Annotated in this window: 22 protein-coding genes; 5 read left to right on the plus strand and 17 right to left on the minus strand. The window is 65.7% G+C overall.

Translation table 11 applies throughout. From position 1 onward, the window contains the following. The 4 genes from AC1DSN_RS06790 to AC1DSN_RS06805 form a co-directional block, all read right to left on the minus strand. Positions 1–430: FAD binding domain-containing protein (locus AC1DSN_RS06790; RefSeq protein ID WP_477330041.1), on the minus strand; the 430-nt coding region annotated here is incomplete at its 3' end. After that, the gene (locus AC1DSN_RS06795) at positions 427–1,038 is read right to left on the minus strand and encodes a 2Fe-2S iron-sulfur cluster-binding protein (protein WP_477294214.1); all 612 of its coding nucleotides are present in this window, start codon (positions 1,036–1,038) and stop codon (positions 427–429) included. The genes AC1DSN_RS06795 and AC1DSN_RS06790, both read right to left, overlap by 4 nt. Before the next feature lie 114 nt (positions 1,039–1,152). Further along, positions 1,153–1,749, minus strand: a complete 597-nt coding sequence (locus tag AC1DSN_RS06800) for a nucleotidyltransferase family protein (protein WP_477294216.1) — start codon at positions 1,747–1,749, stop codon at positions 1,153–1,155. Continuing rightward, positions 1,746–2,723 carry an XdhC family protein gene (locus AC1DSN_RS06805; protein WP_477294218.1) on the minus strand — a complete coding sequence of 326 codons (978 nt, stop codon included), beginning with the start codon at positions 2,721–2,723 and terminating at the stop codon, positions 1,746–1,748. Before AC1DSN_RS06805 ends, AC1DSN_RS06800 begins: the two co-directional genes overlap by 4 nt. Before the next feature lie 86 nt (positions 2,724–2,809). On the opposite strand from AC1DSN_RS06805, the gene moaA reads away from it, so the two are divergent. The 5 genes from moaA to AC1DSN_RS06830 are packed head-to-tail and all read left to right on the plus strand — an operon-like array spanning position 2,810 to position 6,646. Then, positions 2,810–3,784 carry a GTP 3',8-cyclase MoaA gene (moaA, locus tag AC1DSN_RS06810; RefSeq protein WP_477294220.1) on the plus strand — a complete coding sequence of 325 codons (975 nt, stop codon included), beginning with the start codon at positions 2,810–2,812 and terminating at the stop codon, positions 3,782–3,784. Continuing rightward, positions 3,781–4,032, plus strand: coding sequence for a MoaD/ThiS family protein (locus AC1DSN_RS06815; protein ID WP_477294222.1), 252 nt, complete (start codon positions 3,781–3,783; stop codon positions 4,030–4,032). Before moaA ends, AC1DSN_RS06815 begins: the two co-directional genes overlap by 4 nt. 2 nt (positions 4,033–4,034) lie before the next feature. Beyond that, a complete protein-coding gene (locus AC1DSN_RS06820) occupies positions 4,035–4,520 on the plus strand; it encodes a molybdenum cofactor biosynthesis protein MoaE (RefSeq protein ID WP_213948684.1) in 486 nt (161 codons plus the stop codon). Beyond that, positions 4,517–5,455 (plus strand): bifunctional molybdenum cofactor biosynthesis protein MoaC/MoaB, encoded by a 939-nt coding sequence (moaCB, locus tag AC1DSN_RS06825; protein WP_477294225.1) that lies wholly within the window; start codon positions 4,517–4,519, stop codon positions 5,453–5,455. Before AC1DSN_RS06820 ends, moaCB begins: the two co-directional genes overlap by 4 nt. Next, positions 5,456–6,646: a molybdopterin molybdotransferase MoeA gene (locus AC1DSN_RS06830; protein WP_477294227.1), complete on the plus strand. Its 1,191-nt coding sequence runs from the start codon at positions 5,456–5,458 to the stop codon at positions 6,644–6,646. A 4-nt stretch (positions 6,647–6,650) separates the two neighbouring features. Here AC1DSN_RS06830 and AC1DSN_RS06835 read toward each other — a convergent pair whose 3' ends face one another. From AC1DSN_RS06835 to pyrH, 13 genes are all read right to left on the minus strand, one after another. Then, a complete protein-coding gene (locus AC1DSN_RS06835) occupies positions 6,651–7,016 on the minus strand; it encodes a hypothetical protein (RefSeq protein WP_477330043.1) in 366 nt (121 codons plus the stop codon). A 106-nt stretch (positions 7,017–7,122) separates the two neighbouring features. Further along, positions 7,123–7,770, minus strand: a complete 648-nt coding sequence (gene rnhB, locus AC1DSN_RS06840) for a ribonuclease HII (RefSeq protein ID WP_477294229.1) — start codon at positions 7,768–7,770, stop codon at positions 7,123–7,125. 9 nt (positions 7,771–7,779) lie between these two features. Further along, positions 7,780–9,006, minus strand: coding sequence for a lipid-A-disaccharide synthase (gene lpxB / locus AC1DSN_RS06845; protein WP_477294231.1), 1,227 nt, complete (start codon positions 9,004–9,006; stop codon positions 7,780–7,782). Between the two features lie 4 nt (positions 9,007–9,010). Then, on the minus strand, positions 9,011–9,784 hold the full coding sequence (gene lpxA / locus AC1DSN_RS06850) for an acyl-ACP--UDP-N-acetylglucosamine O-acyltransferase (protein WP_477294233.1): 774 nt from the start codon (positions 9,782–9,784) through the stop codon (positions 9,011–9,013). Next, entirely contained in the window at positions 9,781–10,254 is a 474-nt protein-coding gene (fabZ, locus tag AC1DSN_RS06855; protein ID WP_063573126.1) for a 3-hydroxyacyl-ACP dehydratase FabZ, read from the minus strand. Before fabZ ends, lpxA begins: the two co-directional genes overlap by 4 nt. Next, the gene (gene lpxD, locus AC1DSN_RS06860) at positions 10,251–11,279 is read right to left on the minus strand and encodes a UDP-3-O-(3-hydroxymyristoyl)glucosamine N-acyltransferase (protein WP_477294237.1); all 1,029 of its coding nucleotides are present in this window, start codon (positions 11,277–11,279) and stop codon (positions 10,251–10,253) included. Before lpxD ends, fabZ begins: the two co-directional genes overlap by 4 nt. Positions 11,280–11,349: 70 nt before the next feature. After that, positions 11,350–13,776 (minus strand): outer membrane protein assembly factor BamA, encoded by a 2,427-nt coding sequence (gene bamA, locus AC1DSN_RS06865; RefSeq protein WP_477294239.1) that lies wholly within the window; start codon positions 13,774–13,776, stop codon positions 11,350–11,352. Between the two features lie 138 nt (positions 13,777–13,914). Next, positions 13,915–15,258 carry an RIP metalloprotease RseP gene (gene rseP / locus AC1DSN_RS06870; RefSeq protein WP_477330045.1) on the minus strand — a complete coding sequence of 448 codons (1,344 nt, stop codon included), beginning with the start codon at positions 15,256–15,258 and terminating at the stop codon, positions 13,915–13,917. Between the two features lie 44 nt (positions 15,259–15,302). After that, the gene (locus AC1DSN_RS06875; protein ID WP_477294248.1) at positions 15,303–16,481 is read right to left on the minus strand and encodes a 1-deoxy-D-xylulose-5-phosphate reductoisomerase; all 1,179 of its coding nucleotides are present in this window, start codon (positions 16,479–16,481) and stop codon (positions 15,303–15,305) included. An 8-nt stretch (positions 16,482–16,489) separates the two neighbouring features. Beyond that, the gene (locus tag AC1DSN_RS06880) at positions 16,490–17,308 is read right to left on the minus strand and encodes a phosphatidate cytidylyltransferase (RefSeq protein WP_477294243.1); all 819 of its coding nucleotides are present in this window, start codon (positions 17,306–17,308) and stop codon (positions 16,490–16,492) included. A gap of 12 nt (positions 17,309–17,320) precedes the next feature. Continuing rightward, positions 17,321–18,058, minus strand: a complete 738-nt coding sequence (gene uppS / locus AC1DSN_RS06885; RefSeq protein ID WP_213948693.1) for a polyprenyl diphosphate synthase — start codon at positions 18,056–18,058, stop codon at positions 17,321–17,323. Positions 18,059–18,079: 21 nt separating this feature from the next. Continuing rightward, positions 18,080–18,637 (minus strand): ribosome recycling factor, encoded by a 558-nt coding sequence (gene frr, locus AC1DSN_RS06890; RefSeq protein WP_063574122.1) that lies wholly within the window; start codon positions 18,635–18,637, stop codon positions 18,080–18,082. A gap of 100 nt (positions 18,638–18,737) precedes the next feature. Continuing rightward, a complete protein-coding gene (gene pyrH / locus AC1DSN_RS06895; RefSeq protein ID WP_063574121.1) occupies positions 18,738–19,460 on the minus strand; it encodes a UMP kinase in 723 nt (240 codons plus the stop codon). Between the last annotated feature and the right edge of the window lie 579 nt (positions 19,461–20,039).

Genomic DNA, 20,039 nt, shown 5'->3' on the forward strand with positions numbered 1-20,039 from the left:
ACCTACCTATCGCCGCGCAACCGCTGCCCGGATGGCGCTTATTGCACGGCATCGACGTGTCGTAGAAGTAGTAGCAGCGCGTACGCTGCAACAGGTTGCCGCCGGTCGTGGCCTTGTTGCGAAGCTGCCCCGACGCGCCCGCGAGCAGGGCGCGCGAAAGCACGGGATACCGCTCGCGAACGCGTTTGTCCGCGGCGAGATCGCTATTGCGCACGAGCGCACCGATGCGCAGACCGCCCTCGGCCGTCTCCTCGACGGTGTCGAGACCGAGCCGGTTGATGTCCACCAGATGCTCGGGCGTTTCGATGTCCAGCTTCATCAGGTCGAGGAGGTTGGTGCCACCGGCGATGAACCGGGWACGTCGCTGCGTTACAGCGGCTCGTGCGGCGTCGCCGGGCGAGGTGGCACGTTCGTACGTGAACTGTTTCATGCGGTGCCCTCTGCGGCATCGGCGATCGCGGCGACGATGTTCGGATAGGCACTGCAGCGGCAAAGATTGCCGCTCATGCGTTCGCGGATCTCATCGTCGGTCAGGGCCGTCGTCGCGGCGAGGTCTGTCGTCACGACGCTGGGCCATCCGGCGCGCACCTCGTCGAGCATGCCGGTCGCGGAACAAAGCTGTCCCGGCGTGCAATAGCCGCACTGAAAACCGTCGTGTTTGACGAACGCGGCCTGCAGGGGGCTGAGTACGTCACCCCGCGCGAGTCCTTCGACCGTGGTGATCGCGTCGCCCTCGTGCATGACGGCAAGTGTCAGGCAGGCATTGATCCGGCGGCCCTCGACCAGCACAGTGCAAGCACCGCACTGGCCATGGTCGCAGCCCTTCTTCGAGCCGGTCAGGCCGAGGTGTTCGCGCAGCGCGTCGAGCAAGGTGACGCGAGGGTCCATATCGAGGTCATGATCGGCACCATTGATGCGCAGCCTGGTCTTGACCGTGTCGATGCCAGGAATGCGTTCGGCAGGTCGGGCCATAACGCCGCCGGACATCGTTTCGTGTCGGGCCGCGCTCGCGGATGTTGGCTGGGCTTTCGGCTGCATGCCGTTCTCCGTGGGTGGGCGACGAAGGTCGTCGCTGCCTGGGTTCCCTACGGTTGTAAGCATCGCGGCGTGAATACGGCGGCGCGGTATGCCCTTGCGGGCTTGCCAAAGCGTTTACATTCGGCCCCGTTGTGGGTCCAGTTGTCCGTCCGCGACGGCGCGTGCGACATCGGCTTCCGTATCGAGATCGCTGGCGAAAGCGTCGTCACGGACCGCTTGAGGCGTGGCGTGCTGCCATAAGGCGCGAAAGCCCGTGTCGCCTTCGAGTGCCATGGCACGCGCCAGTGTGACGGCGCGGATCACGGCGGGTACGCCCAAGGCCTCGCCGTAGGCGGTGACCGTGTCGCTCGATCCATCGTGCATGGCGAGCAGCCGCCACAGGTGCGCTTCGTCCAGCGCCAGTTGGTCGACCACCACGACGAGGACCGGGTTCGTGCGCCCCGTCAGCGCATCGGCGGCGACGCGCAGCGAGGAGGCCATACCCGTGTCCCAGTCGGGATTGAAAACGGCCAGGGCGCCGGCCAGTTGGCCACACATACGCTCGGCGTGTGCGCCCAGGATGGCCACTGTCTTGCCGGGGCGGGTTGCCGCGACCAGTCGCGCCGTTCGGGCGATCAGCGTTTCGCCAGCGACAGTCAGCAGCTGCTTGGGCTGGCCCAGGCGCCGGCTGCCGCCTGCGGCCAGGATCACTGCATCATGCTTACCGATCACGGCAGGCGCGCACGGTCGCGCTGGCACACCTGGGCGAGGATGGAAAAGGCAATGCCGTGCGGCGTCTGTGCGCCGATGGGTAGCCCGGCGGGCAGGTGCAGCTTTTGCAGTTCGTCGTCGTCCACCCCCTCATCCTTGAGGCGCTCGACCCGCGCTCCGATCTTATTGCGACTGCCGAGAATGCCCACGGCGAACGCGGGCGAATGCAGCGCATGGGTGGCCACGGCGTGGTCGATTTCGGCATCGTGGCTCAGCGAGTAGACCGCCGTGCGATCGTCCAGCGCGAGTTCACCCAGGGCGACGGAAAGGCTGCGCGAATCGTATCCGGCAAGCGGAATGCCTGGCGGCGGCTCGACCGGGCCATGCGGTCGCAACAGGACGACCTCGACGCCGAGCACCGGGGCAAGGTGCGCGACCGCCAGGGTCACCGGGTCGCCACCGATAGCGACCAGGCGCAACGGCGGCCGTTGGACACGCGCATAGCTTTGCGCGTCGGGGTCGCAGGCGCCGTCGACGATGTCCCATGCGCCGGTCTCACGATCCGACAGGACGGTGACCGTCCGCCGTTCCCGGCGCGCGACGGCAAGGGTATTCACATACCGCGAGGGCTCGTGCAGTTCACGAACGAAGATGCCGATCCGGCCGCCGCAGCTGAGCTGGATGTCCAGTACCGGGCTGCCGACGCCGTAATCGAGCAGACGCGGCCGGCCTTCGGCAAACACCCTCGCGGCCTCTTCGGCCACCGCCGCCTCGACGCAGCCGCCGGATACATAACCCGCGACCCGACCGTCCGCGGCGATGATCATTTCGCTGTTTAGCGGCCGGGGCGACGGGCCCACGATGTTCACCAGCGTCGCCAGCGCCACCCGGCCTGCGTGCGCGTAGTCCCGGGCGGCGGGAAGCAGGTCCTCGACCAGCGCGTATTCCGGCCAGGCTGGCCAGGCTGGCGCAATCGAAGGGTTCAAGGCGTTCATGCCCGAAGTCTGGCACGATTGCACGTGAAGAGCCCGGCGGGGCCGGATACACCCCGCTTACGCGCATTGTGCTTTCCTGAGGCGACATGTCCCCACTCATCGACCGTCACGGACGTACCAAGCGCAAGCTGCGGATATCGCTCACCGATCGCTGCAATTTCCGCTGTACGTACTGCATGCCCGAGCATCCCGACTGGCTGCCGAAAGCCAGCCTGCTGGCGCGCGAGGAAGTCGTCCGCCTGGCGGGCCTGTTCGTGGATCACGGCATCGACCAGATCCGCCTGACCGGCGGCGAACCGCTGTTACGTCGTGACGTTTTGGAATGCGTGCGCGATATCGACGCCCTGCGCGAGCGCGGCCTCCGTCGCCTGTCGATGACCACCAACGCGTCTCGCATGGCGCCGAAGGCCCGGGAACTGGTCATGGCGGGCGTGGACGATTTCAACGTCAGCCTCGACGCGGTCGATCCGGAAACGTTCCGCCGCCTCACCCTGCGCGAAATCGCCCCGGTGCTCGATGGTATCGATGCACTGGTCGCCGCGGGAGCCAACGTCAAGCTCAATGCCGTCGTCATCCGTGGCGACAACGAGAAGGACATCGTGCCGCTGCTGGAATGGGCCATGGACAGGAAGCTTCCTCTTCGTTACATCGAATACATGCCGCTCGACGCGCCCGGTCACTGGAAGCGCGACGCCGTGGTTTCCGAGGCCGAGATGCTGGCTGCGATCCGCGAGCGCCACGAAGTGGCCACGCAGCCGCGCGGACACGATCCCGCTACGCCTTATCTCGTCGACGGACATTACCCGCTCGGCATCATCTCGACCGTGTCGAATCCGTTCTGCTCCACCTGCGACCGACTCCGGATCACGGCGACGGGCGAACTGTTCACCTGCCTGTTCTCGCCGGTCGGTACGCCGCTCGGCGCGCGCATGCGCGAGGGCATCGCCGACGATGTGCTCGCCGAGCAGGTGCGTCGGGCGGTCTGGCTCAAGGACGCGGGATACGCGTCCCGGCCGGGTCCGGTGGACAGGCCTTTGACCATGCATGCGATGGGTGGATGAAAACCCTTACTTTCGAACTTTTTGCCAATCTCGAACGCCTGGCGGGTGCGAGCACGTGCCAGGTGGAAGCGCGCGACGACGTACTTACCGTGGCCGACGCACTGGCCCTGCTGGCAAGCGAACACCCCGAGCTGGCGTCCGCACTCGATCGTTGCGCCTGCGTCTCGGGAGACAGCATCGTGCGTCGCGCGGACCCCGTGCCGGCCGATGGACGCATTGCGCTACTGCCACCCGTGGCGGGAGGTTGAACATGGAACGTACGGTGCTTTCCCACGATGCGGTGACCGTGGAGCCCCTGCTTGAACTGGACGCCCACCCGGAGTGTGGCGGCCTGGCGCTGTTCGTCGGCACGGTGCGCGATCACCACGAAGGGCGTTCGGTGCGGCATCTGAAATACACCGCCCATGAACCGCTCGCGGCGAAGATCATTCGCGAGGTGGAGGCGGCGACGCGCGAGAAGTATGGCGTGCCCTACGTGCGCGTCGTGCATCGCCTCGGCGATCTGTCGATCGGCGATATCGCGATCGTCTGCGTGGTTCGCGCCCCACACCGGGCGGAAGCTTTCGACGCCTGCCGCTATGCCGTCGATGCCGTGAAGCACGGCGCGCCAATCTGGAAAGAAGAATTCTATACCGACGGCAGCAGCGCCTTCGTCGAAGGATGTTGCATTCGCGACGACCTCGACGAGACGCCGCCGCCGTCGCATCGCCACCATTCGCATACGAGCCACGGATGAAAGACGTCAGCCAGAAGCCGGATTCCCTTCGTGTTGCCCGCGCCACCGCCACCCTGCACGCGCCTGCCCACTGCATCGAGCTGCTACGCAGCGGAGATACCGAGAAAGGCGATCCACTGAAGACGGCGCGCGTCGCTGGCATCCTCGCGGCCAAGCGAACGGATGAACTCATTCCGCTGTGCCACCCCTTGCCGATCCACCGCGCCGAGGTTACCTATGAACTGGCCGACACATCGGTGCGGGTCATGGCCGAGGTGCAGACGATCGGACCCACGGGTGTCGAGATGGAAGCGTTGACGGCGGCCAGCCTTGCCGCGCTCACGCTCTACGACATGCTCAAGCCGTACTGCGAGCCGGACGAACTGCACATCGAAGACTGTCGCCTGGAGCGAAAGACCGGCGGCAAGTCACACTTCAAGCGGACGTTGTCGGTGGCGCGCAGCGCTGCGGTGGTGGTCCTGTCCGACACCGTGGCCAGTGGGGCCAAGGCCGACACCGCGGGAGCCTGGGTGCGTGACGCCCTCGTCGCGGCCAACTTCGGCCCTGTGGAGTACGCCGTGATCCCCGACGACGCGGCCATACTGGGTGACCTTCTCGGTTCCCTCATCGCTGCCGGTACGGCCATGATCATCACCGTGGGCGGGACGGGCCTCGGGCCACACGACATCACCGTCGATACCGTCAAGCCGATGCTCGATGTCGAGATCCCCGGCATCATGGAAACCGCGCGCGCCTTCGGTCAGCAGCGCATGCCGTTCGCCATGCTGTCGCGTGGCGTCGCCGGCTACGTCCGCGACAGCCTGATCCTTACCTTTCCGGGTAGTCGCGGTGGCGCCAGTGAGTCGCTCTCGGCCACGTTGCCCGGGCTCATCCATCTGCTGGAAACCGGCCGTGCCGGTGGGCAGCATCCGGGCGGTTACGGCGAGGCGCACTGAATGGCCTTGCTGCCGATCACGGAAACGTTCGAACTCTATCGGCAGTGGGTAGGCCGCTTGCCGACGCATCGCCTGCCTTTGGAACTCGCCCTCGGTGCCGTGCTGGCCGAAGCGGCCACGGCGCGCATCGCGTTGCCACGTTTCACCCAGAGCGCGGTCGATGGCTACGCCCTCCTTGCCAGCGATGGGCAGATGCAACGGACGCTGATCGGGACGGCCGCAGCCGGCGATCCTGCCAACGTCATCGTCGGATCGGGGCAGGCCGTTCGGATCCTCACCGGCGGCGTGGTCCCCGACGGGGCGGATGCCGTGGCGCGCCAGGAAATCGTCGAACGCACGGGCAACGGCATCGTGCTTACCGAGGCGGTGCGAAAGGGTGAAGCCATCCGTTACGAAGGCGAGGAGCTCGCGGCCGGCAGCATCATCGCGAACGCCGGGCAGCGAGTGACGGCCGGTCTCGTCGCGGCTTTCGCCATGGCGGGTATTGAAAGTGTCGAGGTTTACCGCCGCCCCCGGGTCGCGGTTCTCGTTACTGGCGATGAAGTCGTGCGCGCGGGTGAGCCCCTGGCGCCCGGCATGGTCTACGACGCCAACGGGCCGCTGCTTCGCGCGTGGTTCGTCGAAAACGGCTATGGCGAGCCGGTGGTGGCCTATGTACGCGACGACGAGATGGCGCTCGAAGAAGCCCTGAGCGCGGCGCTCGACAGTGCCGACCTCATTGTGACCAGCGGTGGCGTCTCCGTCGGCGATCGCGACTTCGTGCCGGCGGTTGCCGATCATCTCGGCGTGCGCAAGGTGTTCTGGAAGGTGGCGCAGAAGCCCGGAAAACCGCTGTGGTTCGGCATGCGCGAGGGCAAGGTGCTACTTGGCATGCCCGGCAACCCGGCCGCCGTGCTGGTGTGTCTGGCCGTCCATGCGCGTGCCGTGCTTGGTCACCTTGAAGGTGAGACGGCGGATCAGCCCAAATGGCGCCGAGGTGTCCTCGGTGCGCCCGTCGACGCGGATGCGGAGCGCGACCGACTGGTACGGATGCGGCTACGGAACGAGGACGGCGTGGTCATGCTGCAGGCGCTGCCCCACCAGGACTCGCACATGCTGAGCAACCTTGCCTCGGCGCATGCGCTGGTCTGGCTACCCTCTCGCGCGGAGGCTTTCGCCCCCGGCGAGCGGGTCTCGTGGATCCCGATCTGACTTCTTACCAGGCCTTCACGTCGGTCACGACCACGGTGTAGTCCGACATATCCGCCGAGTACCGGAAGAGGCGGCCGAGGTCGAAATCGACGCTCTTGCCCGGCTCGATGTTGGAGGTACCGGCCGGCCAACCCTGCTTGCTGGCGATGACCTTGCCGGTCGAATCCTTGGCGTCGATGYGGATCTGCGCTGCGGCGGCCTCGGGGCACTTGTTGACGAGGTTGCCCTTCATGCTGAAGCGCGGCTGGCCCGAGCCCTGCTGCACCTTCACGGCGAAGCCGTCGATGGTGAAATCCTTGGCGGCGCAGGCGGCCTGGGCGGACAGCGGAGCGGCGAGAAACAGCGCGGCGGCGATGGCGATCTTCTTCATGGGTGTTACCTGTCGTCGATAGGGAAAGGCTCGCACTTGGTGAGGGCGCGTAACCTTCGTATCGGCAGGTTCAATGTCGACTTTAGGCCGGATTTGTCCCGGGGGCTCAGACGGCCGGGGCGAACAGGTCGCCGATGACGTCGCTCTCGGGCTCGAACCATCGCCTGACTGGCGCAAAGCTCCGCCGGTGGGCGGCGCAGGGGCCGAGCCGGCCCAGGGCATCCAGATGCTCTGGAACGCCGTAGCCCTTGTGCCTGGCGAAGCCGTAGCCCGGGTGCTCGGCATCGAGGGCACGCATGTGACGGTCGCGGCTGACCTTGGCGAGGATCGAGGCGGCACTGATCGCCGGCTCGGTGGCGTCGCCGCCAATGACGGCGCGGCCCTCGCAGGGCAGCGTGCGCGGCAGGCGGTTGCCGTCGATCAGGGCTATTTGGGGTGCCAGGGAAAGCCCCATCAACGAACGGGTCATGCCCACCATCGTCGCCTGGAAGATGTTTATCCGGTCGATTTCCTCGCGCTCGACAAAGATCACGGTCCAGGCCAGCGCGCGCTCGACGATACGGCCATAAAGCTTCTCGCGTACGTCCTCGGAAAGCTGTTTGGAGTCGTTGAGGCCGCGGATCGGCCGGACCGGGTCGAGGATGACGGCGGCGACCACCACGGGTCCGGCAAGTGGGCCGCGACCGGCCTCGTCCACGCCGGCGACGATAAGGTCCCGGCTGAGCTGGCTGCTGACATTGCGCTTGCGGGGCATGGACGCAGCCTAGGCCTGACGCCCGGCGGCCGGCAAGGCAGCGGAGGACATCAGTTCGGCGACGGCGTCAGCGGCGTGATCCGCCGCGCGGCCCTCGAGGCCCCCGCGCAGCTCCTGGTGCAGATATTCGAACGCGGCCACCACGGCACCGCGACGCTCGCTGTCACCCAGCAGAGCCAGGGTGGCATCGGCCAGATTTTCCGCCGTGCAATCGTCCTGCATGAATTCGGGGACGAGCAGGCGCCGGCCCAACCCGCAGGCACGGGCCAGGATGTTCGGCAGGCTGTAGACGTCGGTCTTGAGCATGCGCAGCGCCTTGGCGATGCGATAGCTGGTGGGCGAGACGCGGTAGCCGACCACCATCGGCCGCTTGGCCAGCATGGCTTCGAGGGTCGCCGTGCCCGAGGCGAGCAGGACGACATCGGCGGCGAGCATGACCTCGTGGGCGTGGCCATCGATCAGCAGGGGCGGTGTGCCCGGGAAGTCCGCCAGCAGGGCTTTCAGTCGCGCATGAACGCGCTCGTTCGCGGCAGGCACCACGATGCGCAGGCCCGGCATCGCCGTGGCAACGCGCTTGGCTGCCGCGATGAAGATGGCGCCGACACGTTCGATTTCGCTCGGCCGGCTACCGGGCAGGACGGCAAGGACCGGTGCATCCTGTGGCAGGCCGAGCGCATCACGAGGCGCGGCCCGGTCGGATACCATCGGGAAACGATCGGCGAGGGGGTGACCGACGAAGCGCGCGTCGATGCCGTGCTTCGCGTAGATCGGCGGCTCCATGGGGAACAGGCAGAGCACGCGATCGGCGGAGTGACCAATCTTCTCCGCGCGCTTCTCGCGCCACGCCCATACGGATGGACTGACATAGTGGATCGTGTGCAAGCCGGCAGCCTTGAGCTTGCGCTCAACGCCGAGGTTGAAGTCGGGTGCATCGATACCGACGGTGATGTCGGGGTGCGCTGCCAGAAGCTTGCGAAGAAGCGCCTTGCGCAGGCGCAGCAGGCGCGGGAGGTGCTTGACCACTTCGGCAAAGCCCATGACGGACAGTTCGCGGATGTCGAACCAGGACTCGAAGCCACGCGCCGTCATGCGCGGTCCGCCAATGCCCACGAAGCGCGCGGCGGGAAATCGCTCGCGCAGGGCATCGATGAGGTCCGCGCCGAGTTGGTCGCCGGAATCCTCGCCAGCGATCAGGGCGATCGTCGGCAGGGCAGGGGAAGGCGGGGTCGGCTGCATGACGTCAGCGGGCGAGCGCGCGCTCGCTGCGGTCGAGGAACTCGAGCATCTGGCGCACATCCTCGCTGGTCTCCGCCTGCGCGAGCAGCTGTTCGCGTGCCTCGGCCAGCGGCAGGCCGCCCATGTACAGCGTGCGGTAGGCCCGCTTGATGGCAGCGATGCGGGCGGTGTCGAATCCGCGGCGCTTCAGCCCTTCGCTGTTGATGCCGCGCGGACGACCGCGCGTTTCGTTCGCCATCATCACGAACGGTGGTACATCGGAGCCGACCAGGCAGCCCATGCCGATGAAAGCGTGAGCGCCGACCTTGCAGAACTGATGCACGCCGGAATAGCCCGACATGATCGTCCAGTCGCCGATCTCGGCATGACCGGCGAGTGCGGAGTAGTTCGAGAAAACCACGTTGTTGCCGACCTGGCAGTCGTGTGCGATGTGCACGTAGGCGAGCAGCCAGTTGTCGTTACCGATGCGCGTGACGCCACCGCCGTCGCCCGTACCGCGATTGATCGTGACGAACTCGCGGATGAGGTTGCGGTCGCCGATGACGACTTCGGTGCGTTCACCTTGCCATTTCTTGTCCTGCGGCGGACCACCGATGGAGGCGAATTGAGAGATGCGGTTGTCGCGGCCGATGGTGGTCGGCCCTTCGATCACCACGTGCGGACCGACAGTCGTGCCTTCGCCAATGACGACGTCGGCACCGATGACGCAGAACGCCCCGATGCTGACGTTGTCCGCGATGCGCGCGGATGGATCGATCTGCGCGGTGGGGTGGATCATTTATCGCTCCTGGCGGCGCACATGAGCTCGCAGGAGGCGACCGTCTTGCCATCCACCAGAGCCCTGGCCTCGAACAGGCCCATGCCACGAAGGAGACGCTTGAGCGATACCTCCAGGCGGAGCTGGTCGCCCGGCGCGACGACGGCCGAGAAGCGGGCGTTGTCGACCTTGACCAGATAGAACAGCGGGCTGCCGCCCTGGCCTTCGATCTGGCTGGTGAGCTGGGTAAGAAGGCCGGCGGTCTGCGCCATGGCTTCGACGATCAGCACGCCCGGCATGACCGGGTGGCCCGGGAAGTGGCCCTGGAAGAAGGGTTCGTTGATCGTGACGTTCTTGATCGCTGCGATGCTCTTGCCCGGATCGAGTTCGATCACCCGGTCTACCAGCAGGAACGGGTAGCGGTGCGGCAGCAGCCGCTGGATTTGCTCCACATCCACCGGCAGCTTCACGGCAGCATTCGTATCGGTCATTGCCCTTTTTCCTTTTCCAGCGCCGACAGACGGCGCGCGTACTCGTCGAGATGTTTGAAGCGTGCCGCATTGCGCCGCCACTGGCGGTTGTCCTGCAGCGGTGTGCCGGATGAATATTCGCCCGGTTCCCTGATCGATGCGGTGACCAGGCTTTTCGCCGTGATGGTAACCCGGTCGGCCAGTTCGAGGTGGCCGAGGACCCCGGCGTTGCCACCGATGAGGCAGTAGCGACCGATTTTCGCGCTACCGGCGACGGCGGAGCAGCCCGCCATGGCCGTATGGGCGCCGATGTGCACGTTGTGCGCAATCTGGATCTGGTTGTCGAGGCGGACATCCTCCTCGAGCACGGTATCGTCGAGCGCACCGCGGTCGATGGTGGTGTTGGCGCCGATTTCGCAATCGTCGCCGATGCGCACGCCACCCAGCTGGGGCAGTTTTACCCAATGGTCGCGGTCGAAGGCCAGGCCGAAGCCGTCGGACCCGATGACGGCGCCCGGGTGAACCAGTACTCGCTTGCCGAGCGTGACACGGATGACCAGGGTCACCCGGCCGACCAGCCGCGAGTTTGCACCGACCACGCACCCCGGCCCGATGGCGCAATGAGGTCCAAGGATGGCGCCTTCCTCGATCACGGCACCTTCGTCCACGACGCAGCACGGGCCGACGCTGGCCGTGGGGTGCACGCGCGCGGACGGTGAAACGACGGCGCTGGGATGGATGCCACGCGGTGCGGCGGCGACACGCTCGAACAGTGCGGCGATTCTCGCGTAGGCGACGTAGGGATCCTTCGCGACGAGTGCCGCACCCTTGCGCAGGGCAAGAGCCTCCTCGGCGAGCACGACGATGCCGGCCTGTGATTCGGCCAGTTGCGAGGTGTACTTCGGATTCGACAGGAAAGTGAACTGAGATGCGGTGGCTGCGGACAAGGTGCCGACGCCATCCACGACCGTGGCGGGATCGCCGTGGGCTTCGAGGCCGAAACGTTCAGCCAGCTCGGCCAGGGTGTATTGCGGATTTCCGCTCACGGGGCACTCCATAAAAAAGGGGTGGTGGGCCGGAGCCGCACCACCCCTCGATTCTAGCGACTTGTAAGCCTTAGAGCTGGCTGCCGAAGGTGAACTGAATGCGCTCGACAAAGCGGCCGTCGTCGGACTGCTTACGGAACGGCACGGCGAAGTTGATGATCAGCGGACCGATCGGCGCCTGCCACTGCAGCGAGAGACCCGTCGAAGCGCGCAGGTCGCTGGCCTTGAATGCCGAGTACGACGAATACACGTTGCCGACGTCGACGAACCAGGATACGCGAGCGGTGTTGATGTCCTTCAGGAAGGGCAGCGGCAGGAACATTTGCGCCGTGCCGAGGGTCTTGAAGGCGCCACCGACCGGCTGGCCATAGCTGTAGTAGCCGTTGCAATTGCCGTTCTTGTCGGGCTTGCCGCCCACGTTCGTGCTGGTGCCATCGCAGAGACGGGGACCCAGGGTGTTGTCCTGGAAGCCACGGACGTCACGAACACCACCGGCGTAGTAGTTCTCCCAGAACGGGAAGGCTACCTTTTCGCCCTTGGAGTAGATCAGGGTCGGGTTGTTCGGGTCGTTCGGGTTGTAGGCGTAACCATCGTGGTCGTACGTCTGGCCATAGGTCTTGCCGTAGCCGACCTGACCGTCGAGATAGAGCACGAAGCCCTTGCCGATCGGCCAATAGTGGTTGGCTTCGCCGAAGATCTTGTAGTACTGCACGGTGGAACCGGGCAGTGCGCCATCGACCGACAGCGTCAGCTGGCCGCCGCGGGTCGGGGCCCAATAGCTGTTACGTGTGTCGTGCGTAAAGCCCAGGCTCGATGTCCACGAGTGGATCGTCTTGTTACCGACGGCATTCTGGTACGCCACCAGCTGGCCTGGCGTGTACACGGAGGTGTTGATCAGGTTCGAGCTGACGCCGAGGCTGGTGGTCAGCGAATCGAAGTCGGAGATCGGGATCGACAGCGTCGTCTGGAACGATTTGGTGCTGTACGTGTAGTTCGCCAGGTCGGTGTCGCCGTAATCCAGCTTGCTGTAGCCGACGTTGTAGCCGATCTGCACGCCTGAATCGGTGAGGTACGGATTCGTGTAGCTCGCATTGATGCGCTTGTAGTACGTGCTGGTTTCCGCGCCGATGGAGAAGCGGTCACCCGTACCCAGGAAGTTGTTCTGCGAGACCGAGGCCGACAGGATGATGCCCGAGTACTGCGAGTAGCCCACGCCGAACATCAGCGAACCCGCCGACTGTTCCTCGACCTTCGCGGTCAGGTCGACCTGGTCGACGGTACCCGGCACGAGCGCCTTGTCGATGTCGACGGTCTTGAAGTAACCGAGGCGCTGCAGGCGCGTCTTCGAGCGGTCGATCGCACCCTGCGAGTACCAGGCGCCCTCGAGCTGGCGCATTTCACGACGCAGGACCTCGTCTTCCGTGCGGGTATTGCCCTGGAAGACCACGCGGCGCACGTAAACGCGCTTGCCCGGCTCGATGAAGAGCGTGAGGTCGGCGGTGCGCTTGTCCTTGTCCAGCTTCGGCACCGGCGTCACCTTGGCGAAGGCGTAGCCGATGTTGGCGAGGATGGCCTTGATCGCGTCAGTGCTGGCCTCGATGGCGGCACGGTTGAAGGTGTCGCCCTTGTGGATGTACACCAGCTTGCGCAGGGTGTCTTCCGGCAGGATCAGCTCGCCGAGCAGATGGACGTCGGAGACGGTGTAGACCTCGCCTTCCTTGACGCTCGCGTCGATGTACATCGCGCGCTTGTCCGGGCTGATCGCCACCTGGGTGGAGTCGACACCGAAGTCGGCGTAGCCGCGATTCATGTAGTAGTTGCTGAGCTTCTCCAGATCGCCGGAGAGCTTTTCGCGGGAGTACTGGTCGTCCTTGGAATACCAGGACAGCCAGTTGGACGTGTTCGATTCGAAGCCATCGCGGATGGCCTTGTCGGTGAAGGCCTTGTTGCCGACGACGTTGATCTCCTTGATCTTCGCCGCCTTGCCTTCGCGGATTTCGATGTCGATGGCCACGCGATTACGGTCCAGCGGCGTGACGTGCGGGATGACCGACACGTTGTACTTGCCGCGGTTGTAATACTGGCGGATGAGTTCCTGCTGGACGCGGTCGAGGGAGAGGCGGTCGAAGGTTTCACCTTCGGACAGACCGATCTCCTTCAGACCCTTGCGCAGGTCGTCTTCCTTGATGTCCTTGTTGCCGCGAAGCGTGAGCTTGGCGATGGCCGGACGCTCGGTGACCTTGATCACCAGGATGTCGCCCTGGCGTTCAATTTCCACGTCGCTGAAGAATTTTGTCTGGTACAGGGCGCGAATGGCGGCCTGGGCTTTCTCGTCGGTCAAGGACTCGCCCTTCTCGATCGGCAGATAGCTCAGCACCGTGCCCTGGGCAATGCGGGTGAGACCGTCGATACGGATATCGGAGACGACGAACGGCTCAAAAGCAAGCGCATTGGCAGACAGGGAGGCGAGCAGGATCAGGGCGGCGATACGCTTCATCGTCGATTCCGTTGAGTTAAGACCAGAAGCCGGCGGACGAGGCCGGCGACCGAATAGGAGCACGCGCAGGGCTCATGCCCGGCGTCGTCTGGCCATGGACGCGCGAGCGCCCAGGGCCGGGGTAATACGGATGCCTCGTCACGAGACGATCATTCGCTGGATGTCGTTGAAAAACGCCAGCCCCATCAGCGTGAACAGCAGGGCGAGCCCGACGTACTGGCCGGCGATCATGGTGCGTTCGCTGACCGGGCTGCCTTTGACCAACTCGATAAGGTAATACAGCAGGTGTCCACCGTCCAAGACCGGGATGGGCAACAGGTTAAGGATGGCCAGGCTCAGCGATACCAGGCCGAGGAAGTTCAGGAACCACCCCAGGCCGCGGTTGGCCGAATCGTTGGCGACCTGGGCAATGCCGATGACGCCCGACAGGTTCTTGGTCGAAGCCTGCCCGGAGAGCATCTTGCCGATCAGGTTGAAGGTGGAAACGGTGCCGTTCCAGGTCGTCTGCAGCGATTCGCTGAAGGCGCGCACGGGACCATAGCGCAGCGTGGCCGTTTCCGGCGGGCGCGCGCCGATGCCGATCATCCAGCGGGTGGGCTGGCCGCGCTCGGACTTCATCCGGGCGGTGATGTCGAGGGTTCGCGTCGTGCCGTCGCGCTCGATGGCCACGGCGAGCTTCGGCGAGACGACGGCCTGCTCCGGCACCAGCTTCGTGAAGGCGTCGAAGTCCGCCACGGGCTTTCCGTTGACGCTGACGATGCGATCGCCGGCACGAATGCCTGCGAGGGCCGCGGGATCGCCTGGGACAACATCGCCGACGAAGGGCGTGGTCTGCAGGGTCAGGCCGAGCTGGGCGAATTTCTTGCCGATGTCGCCTTCGGCGGTGAGGTTCTGCAGGGGCAGGACGACGTCCCGCTGGCTACCGTCGGTGCCTTTCACCCGCACGGGCATCGGCTCGTTGCCGAGCAACCCGTTGGCGAGCACGTCGAAGGCGTCACTGCCGGTGGCCACAGRCTCGCCGTTCATGGCGATAAGGCGGTCGCCAGGCCGGATGCCGGCCTGCGCGGCGATCGTACCCGGCGTCGCGTTGACGATGGGCGCCACGTCCGGCTTGCCGATCATGTACATCGCCCAGAAGGCGGCGACGGTAAAAATAAGGTTGAAGGCCGGGCCGGCCGCAACGATGGCGATCCGCTTCCAGACCGACTTGCCGGTGAACTCCTGGCCGCGCTCGGAGGGATCGACCTCGCCTTCGCGGGCGTCGAGCATCTTCACGTAGCCGCCCAGTGGGATGGCGGCCACCTGGTACTCGGTGCCGTCCTTTGCCACGCGGCGCCACAGCGGGCGGCCAAAGCCGACCGAGAAGCGGAGTACGCGCACGCCGCAGCGGCGCGCGACCCAGTAATGGCCGAATTCGTGGAAGGTCACCAGCACGCCAAGCGTCACCAGTAGCCAGAACACGGAACCTAGGAAGGGGCTCATCGGAGAGGGAGGGTCTCGAAAAAAAGTCGTTGGGTAGAGCGAGTTTAGCAGTAAGCGCGGTGCAGAACGTCCCGCGCCGACCGCCTGGCGGCAGCGTCGCGCTCTACAAGGGTCTGGACATCGACCACGGGTTCGGCCGGCAGTTCCTCAAGAACCCGTTCGACGAGTTCGGCGATGCCCAGGAACGGCAGGGTCCCGGCAAGGAACGCACCCACGGCAATTTCGTTGGCCGCGTTCAGGATCGTGGTGGCATCGCCACCCGCCCGCAGCGCCTGGAAGGCCAGCGCGAGGCAGCGAAAGGTATCGGTGTCGGGCTTTTCGAAGTCCAGCCGGGCATGTGCGGCCAGATCCAGCGGGGCGACCCCGGCGTCGATGCGCTCCGGCCACGCCAACGCGCAGGAGATGGCCGTGCGCATATCCGGATTGCCAAGCTGGGCCAGCATGGATCCGTCGATGTAGTCGACCATCGAGTGGATCAGGCTCTGCGGATGGACCACGACCTCGATGCGGTCGACCGGCGCCGCGAACAGATGGTGTGCCTCGATGACTTCGAGTCCCTTGTTCATCAGCGTGGCCGAGTCGACCGAGATTTTCCGGCCCATCGACCACTTCGGATGGGCGCAGGCTTCGTCGGGGGTGATCGTGCCGAGATCGGCGCGCGTGCGGCCGCGGAACGGCCCACCGGAAGCGGTCAGCACCAGGCGCCGAACCCCGGCCCGGGCGAGATCGGGCCGGCCGCCGGGCAGGCACTGGAAGATCGCGTTGTGTTCGGAATCGACCGGAAAGAGCTCGCCACCGCCCTGCCGCAGGGCCTCGAGCAGCAAGGCGCCGCCCATGACGATGGATTCCTTGTTTGCCAGCAGGAGGCGCTTGCCGGTACGCGCGGCAGCGAAGGTCGAGTCGAGCCCGGCCGCACCGACGATAGCGGCTACCACGGTGTCGCACAGCGGGCCGGCGGCTGCGGCCGTGACGGCGTCGGCGCCCGAGGCGACGTCGCAACGCACGCCGGCGGCGGCAAGTCGACGGACGAGGTCGGCCTCCATGCCCGGGTCGGCAACGATCGCGAGGTCGGGGCGAAAGCGTTCGCACAGCGCCGCCAATGCCTCGCTGCTCTGGTTGGCCACGAGCACGCTGGCGCGGAAACGGTCGGGGTGGCGGGCGATGACATCGAGCGTGCTGCCGCCGATGGAACCGGTGGCGCCGAGGACCGCAACCTGACGAATAGCCATGGCTACAGGCCCAGCAACATTTTGCCCGCCGCGAAGACCGGCAGGGCGGCGAACACGCTGTCGAGGCGGTCGAGCAGGCCGCCGTGCCCCGGGAACAGGCTGCCGGAGTCCTTTACGGCTGCATGGCGCTTCATCAGGCTCTCGAACAGGTCGCCGACCACGGAAAAACCGACGGTCACCACGCCGAGTACGGCGAGCCCGACAAGCTGCGAGGTCTCGCGCACGCCGATCAGGTAGCCGCCCAGCACCGTGATGAACGAACCGGCGACGATGGCGCCGTAGACACCGGCCCAGGTCTTTCCCGGGCTGATGCGCGGCGCCAGTTTGCGCCGACCGAAATAGCGGCCGCTGAAATAGGCGCCGGTATCGGCGAACCAGACGATGACCAGCCCCAGGAGCGTCCACCAGTGGCCGTGATCGCTTGCGTGCATCGCCATGGCCGCGGCCAGGGTCGGTACGATGACCAGGACGCCCACGCCCAGCTTGAGCATGCGGTTTTCGGCGTTGGGAGCGGCGGCGAAAGTGAAATTACGCAACCAGAAGCAGCAGCCGATCCACCAGGCCACGCCGGCGAGGGTCAGTGCGGTGAGCAGCCCCGGCGTCCACACGAGAAGGAGGGCGAGCAGCATGACGGCGGCGACGGCCGCGACGATGCCCTGGCCGACCGCGGTGCGGCTTCCGGCGAGCTGGCTCCACTCCCAGGCGGCGCCCACGAAGACGATCGCGATGAGTGCCGCGAAGAAGCCGGTAGGCGGCAGGAGGATCAGCGCCAGGACGACCGGAATGAGGACGGCGGCAGTGAGGATACGTTGCTTGAGCATGAGTTTCCGGCGTTAACCCGTGGCGACCTGCTCACCGGTGCGGCCGTAGCGGCGCTCGCGGCGGGCATAGTCGTCGAGAGCCTCGGAGAGGCAGGCCTGGTCGACGTCGGGCCACAGGGTGTCGGTGAAATAGAGCTCGGCATAGGCAAGCTGCCAGAGCAGGAAGTTGCTGACCCGGTGCTCACCGCCCGTGCGGATGAACAGGTCGAGCGGCGGTTGATCGGCGAGACAGGTGTAACGATGGAGTCGCGCTTCGTCCAGTTCGGCCGCGGCGAATTCACCCCGGGCAATCGCTTCCATGGCGAGGCGCGCGGCGTTGGCGATGTCCCAGCGGCCGCCGTAATTCACGGCGACGTTCATGTTCAGGGCAGTGTTGCCGGACGTGCGGTCCATGGCACCCAGCATGCGCGCGCGCAGTTCGGGAGCGAACGCGTCGAGGTCGCCGACGAAGCGGATGCGGACACCGTTGGTGTGCAGCTCGTCGACTTCCTTGTCGATCGCCTTGAGAAACAGTTCCATAAGCGCCGAGACCTCGGTCGCCGGGCGATTCCAGTTCTCGCTGGAGAAGGCGAACAGCGTAAGCGACGCGATACCCCGGCGCAGGCAGAACTCGACCGCTTCCTTGACCGCCTTCTGGCCGGCGTGATGGCCGAACGTACGCGGACGTAGCCGTTGCTTCGCCCAGCGACCGTTTCCGTCCATGACGATGGCCAGGTGACGGGGAACCCGTGCGTCGGGCTTGGCTGCCATGGCGGCTGATCCGATGGCGCGTCAGAGCGCCATCAGCTCCTTTTCCTTTTCCTTGACGACGTCGTCCACTTCCTTCACGAACTTGTCCGTGAGGGTCTGGATGTCGGCGTCGGCGCGCTTCTGGTCGTCTTCCGTAACGGTCTTGTCCTTGAGCAGCTTGGCCACGTGCTGGACGGCATCGCGACGAACGTTGCGGATGGCGATCTTGGCAGCCTCGCCTTCCTTCGACACGGTCTTGGCCAGCTCCCTGCGGCGCTCCTCGGTCGGGGGCGGGAAGTTGAGACGGATGTCCATGCCCATGGTCGTCGGCGTGATGCCCAGATCGGAGGCCATGATGGCCTTCTCGATCGGTCCGACCATCGCCTTGTCGAACGGCTTGATGGACAGTGAGCGGGCATCCGGCGTGGACACGTTGGCCACCTGGGACAGCGGCGTCGGAGTGCCGTAATAGGGCACGACGATATTGTCGAGGATGGACGCATTCGCGCGACCGGTGCGAATCGTCTTCAGGTCGTGCTTGAGGGACTCGATGCTCTTGCCCATGCGGGTCTGGGCATCGGCTTTGATGTCGTTGATCATGGGCGGGATTCCGGTGGATCAGGTCAGCAGACGAGTATAGCAGCGCGGGCCGTACGGCCGTGCCGCAGCGCGCCAAGGGCCTCCGGGAGGCCCGTCAGCCTCAGCCCGCGTCGACGAGCGTACCGACCTGCTCACCCTTCATGATCTTCATGAGGTTGCCGGGCTGGGTCATGTCGTAGATACGCAGGGGCAGCTTGTTTTCGCGGCACAACGCAATCGCCGCGGTGTCCATCACTTCGAGGCGGCGCTCGATCACCTGGTTGTAGGTGAGGTGGTCGTAGCGGGTGGCGGTCGGGTCACGCTTCGGATCGGCCGAATAGATGCCGTCCACCTTGGTGGCCTTGAGCAACAGATCGGCGCCGACTTCCACGGCACGCAGGGCGGCGGCGGAGTCGGTGGTGAAGAAGGGGTTGCCGATGCCGGCGGCGAACAGCGCGACGCGGCCCTTTTCGAGGTGGCGGATGGCGCGACGACGGATGAAGTCTTCGCAGACTTCGTTGATCTTGATGGCGCTCATGGTGCGTGCTTCGCCACCGAGCTTTTCGATGGCGTCCTGCATGGCCAGAGCGTTCATGACGGTCGCCAGCATGCCCATGTGGTCGCCGGTGACGCGATCCATCCCGGCGGCGGCCAGACCCGCGCCACGGAAGATGTTGCCGCCTCCGATAACGACGCCGATCTGCGCGCCGGCGTCACGCACTTCGAGAATTTCCTTGGCCAGCCCACCGATCACCTTGGGATCGATGCCGTAGTCCTCTGCTCCCATAAGGGCTTCACCGGAGAGCTTGAGCAGGATGCGGCGGTTCTTCAGCGGGGTGCTCATGGGGAATCTCCAGTTTGTGTGGGGCAAAACGGGCTTAGTTTAACGCGCACAACGTTGTTACAGCTATGTGAATAAACAAATGTAGGAGCCGATTCATCGGCGAAAGGCCGGTCGCTACGCGCCCCATGTAACCAGCGGCGTTCGCCGCGGCGGGCGCGGACGTAGCGGCGCAGAGCCTTCGGTGCCCACCCTCGCTGCTCAGACAYGTCCTCCGCGTTTCGTACCGGAAAGTCCGCTGCGCGGACCATGTTCTTATTGGCCTGCGGCCGCTCCACTTGTGCGGAACTCGCCTCGAGGGTGGGCACCGAAGRCTCTTCCCATCCCTGAGGTTCGTGCGGGCCGAGCCGGCGAGGCAACGCCGCTCCGGCTGACGGCTCGTCGGCATCGCCAAACGGTCGACCCCAGCGCCGAGATCGTCCGCGAGTCAGCGCAGCGGCGAGGAAAACGCTCGCCGCGCCGGAAATGACGTATCTGCACGACCGCCGTAATGGTCCGCTTGGGCGGCCACACCCACGCCAACGGCTCTCCTTCCCGCTGACCGTATCGTCGTGAGAGACCTTGGTGTCCACCCTCGAGGCG

This window comes from Luteibacter sp. P4_D7_3 (assembly GCF_056401735.1).